At 67.7% G+C, this 2378-nt stretch carries 5 protein-coding genes; 3 read left to right on the top strand and 2 right to left on the bottom strand.

The window, feature by feature from the left end; translation table 11 throughout:
* Both VDP82_RS17115 and VDP82_RS17110 read left to right on the top strand, forming a co-directional pair.
* The coding region (locus VDP82_RS17115) for a DUF188 domain-containing protein (RefSeq protein ID WP_323016031.1) at positions 1–374 on the top strand (374 nt) is incomplete at its 5' end.
* Positions 375–456: 82 nt separating this feature from the next.
* A complete protein-coding gene (locus VDP82_RS17110) occupies positions 457–1341 on the top strand; it encodes a polysaccharide deacetylase family protein (RefSeq protein WP_323016030.1) in 885 nt (294 codons plus the stop codon).
* 23 nt (positions 1342–1364) lie between these two features.
* Here the strand turns inward: VDP82_RS17110 and VDP82_RS17105 are convergent, their stop codons facing one another.
* A complete protein-coding gene (locus VDP82_RS17105) occupies positions 1365–1571 on the bottom strand; it encodes a DUF2934 domain-containing protein (protein ID WP_323016029.1) in 207 nt (68 codons plus the stop codon).
* A gap of 130 nt (positions 1572–1701) precedes the next feature.
* Between VDP82_RS17105 and VDP82_RS17100 the strand changes: the two genes are divergently transcribed.
* On the top strand, positions 1702–2040 hold the full coding sequence (locus VDP82_RS17100) for a hypothetical protein (RefSeq protein WP_323016028.1): 339 nt from the start codon (positions 1702–1704) through the stop codon (positions 2038–2040).
* A gap of 3 nt (positions 2041–2043) precedes the next feature.
* On the opposite strand, the gene VDP82_RS17095 is transcribed toward VDP82_RS17100, so the two are convergent.
* Positions 2044–2378: hypothetical protein (locus tag VDP82_RS17095; protein ID WP_323016027.1), on the bottom strand; the 335-nt coding region annotated here is incomplete at its 5' end.

The raw sequence follows: 2378 nt of genomic DNA, 5'->3' as shown, positions 1-2378 counted from the left end.
TCGTCTTCGTCAGCAATGGGGGCATCCGTCCCTCGCGCGACCCCATGGTGCAGGTGGTGGTGGTGCCGGCGGGCGCCGATGCGGCCGATGACTGGATCGTCGAACAGGCGCAGGCCGGCGATATCGTGCTGACCGCCGACATTCCGCTGGCCAGCCGCGCCATCGACAAGGGCTGCCACGTGCTCGGCTTCACCGGCAAGCCGTTCACGCCCGCCTCCATCGGCATGGCGCTGGCCATGCGCGATCTCAAGCAGCATTTGCGCGAAACCGGGGAAATCGCGGGATATAATCCCGGCTTCCGCCCCGCCGACCGCTCGGCCTTTCTCAGCGCGCTCGATACGCTGGGGCGACGGGCGAAAAAGCCGGCGGAGTAAGGAATTCTTAAGTCCTTGAAAAGCGAACATTAACCATAATCGTAAAAATTGAACCCGGTTGCCATGGAGCTGGGTTCGGGCTGTGTCGCTTTCGCGTTTCCTCTTCTGCCTCGTGGCGACCGGATGCCTGCTTGCCGGCTGCGCCAAGCCGCCCAGCGAGGCGCCATTGGCCAGTGCCCGCTCCGCCGCCGATGCGGCGCTGGTGACAAGGAGCGTTCAGACCGTGGCCGATCGGATCGCCGAGCGGCCCATGCCGCAGCAACTGTTCTCGCATGGCGCGCTGGGCGGGCGCACGCTGGCGGTGTCGAGCACCGCCGATATCGTGTTGCGCCCCGGCGAGGTGGTGCTCACCTTCGACGATGGCCCGCGGCCGGGCCGCACCAATGCCATTCTGGCGACGCTGGCGGACTTCAACGTGCGCGCCACTTTCCTGATGCTGGGCGCCTCGGCGGAGGCGCATCCGGCGCTGGCCCAGCAGGTGGCCAGAAGCGGGCATACGGTGGGCAGCCATACCTATGGCCATGTCGACCTGAGCCAGCTGAGCCGGCAGGCGGCGCTGGACGAAATCGCCAAGGGAGAAGACGCGGTGCAGGCGGCGCTGGCGCGAGGCGGGCAGACCATATCGCCCTTCTTCCGCTTCCCCTATCTGGCCCAGACCGGCTTCCTGCGCACCAGCCTGCTGCAAAGCAGCGCCGTTGTGCTGGATGTCGATATCGACAGCAAGGATTATTACCGCGACGCGCCGGCGACCATCGTCGAGCGCACCATGGCGCGGCTGCGCGCGCGGGGCAGCGGCATCATCCTGTTCCACGACATTCATGCCCGCACGGTGGAGACGCTGCCGCTGGTTCTGGCGCGGCTGCGCGACGAGGGCTATTCGGTGGTGCGGCTGGTGCCGCGCGCCAGCGGCGTCTTCGGGCGCGATCTGATCACCGCCGCCGGCCCCGACGTGTCCGAAACGCTTTAAAAGGGCGTGGCGTCCTCTCGCATCTACTGGCCGGGTTCGGGGTTGGGCGGGTCGGTCTTGAGCAAAGCATCGGCCTGGCGCTCGCGCAGGCAGCGGTCGAGCGCGGCGAACCAGTATTGCTGCTCGCGCCCCTCGGGGCGCCCATCCTGTTCCCACAGAAAATAGGCAGTTTCCCGCACTGCCCGGTCGAAGACAGGATCGACCCAGGGGTCCTCGCTGTTGGATGTCACAAATCTGCTCCTGTCGGTCTGGCCCCGCAAACCGTCGGCCCGCCAGAGGGCATAACGGCGGTCGGGGCGAATAGCTCCCGCGCGGAACGATCCGGCCCGATCACACTTGTTTCAGCAAAAGGAGAGCGAGATGGAGATTTTTCGTCGTATCGACAGCGCCAGCTCGGCCGCCGACGCCATCGTCCTGACCCTGGGACGCACGGCGCAGGGCGAGGTGCTGGCCATGGTGGACTGGCCCGCGCGGGGGCAAGTGCCGCCGGGCCGGGTGGGGCCGCTGGCGGTGCCGGAAGCCCTGAAACTGGCGCGGGCGCGGCGGGAGGAGGGCGGCTTTGCCGAAATTGCGGTCAAGCTGCCGGCCGAAAACCTGTGGCGGGCCGAATGGGGCGTATTGCGGCCCGAAGCGGAGGGGCTGAGCGCGGAAGAGGCCTATGAGCTGGCCAGCGCCACCGAGGCCAGCCGCGACGCCTGAGGCTCAGTCGTCGTCGTCTTCCTCGACATCGGTGAGATAGACCGAGATTTCGAGGTCGATGCCGTGGCCGGCAATGGCGGCGGCGGCATGGGCGGGGATGCGCGCCGACATGGATTCGCCCTCTTCGGGATAGTCGAAGGCGATGTCGAGAACGGCCCTGCCGATGCTGCGCTCCTCAAGCATGGCGGCGATGGCCGGGCCGGAGCGATCGGCGAAATCGAGCAGGGCCCGCACCGGATTGGCGGTGGGCAGGTCGACCTGGGCATAAAAGCTGGCCTCGGCGTCCTCGGCCTCATAGCGCCCGGTGAGCTGGCGCAGGCGCCGGTCGAGATCGGCCT

It is taken from the genome of Devosia sp., from assembly GCF_034675085.1.
In the GTDB taxonomy this organism is placed as follows: domain Bacteria; phylum Pseudomonadota; class Alphaproteobacteria; order Rhizobiales; family Devosiaceae; genus Devosia.
This window is presented reverse-complemented; position numbering and strand designations above follow the sequence as displayed.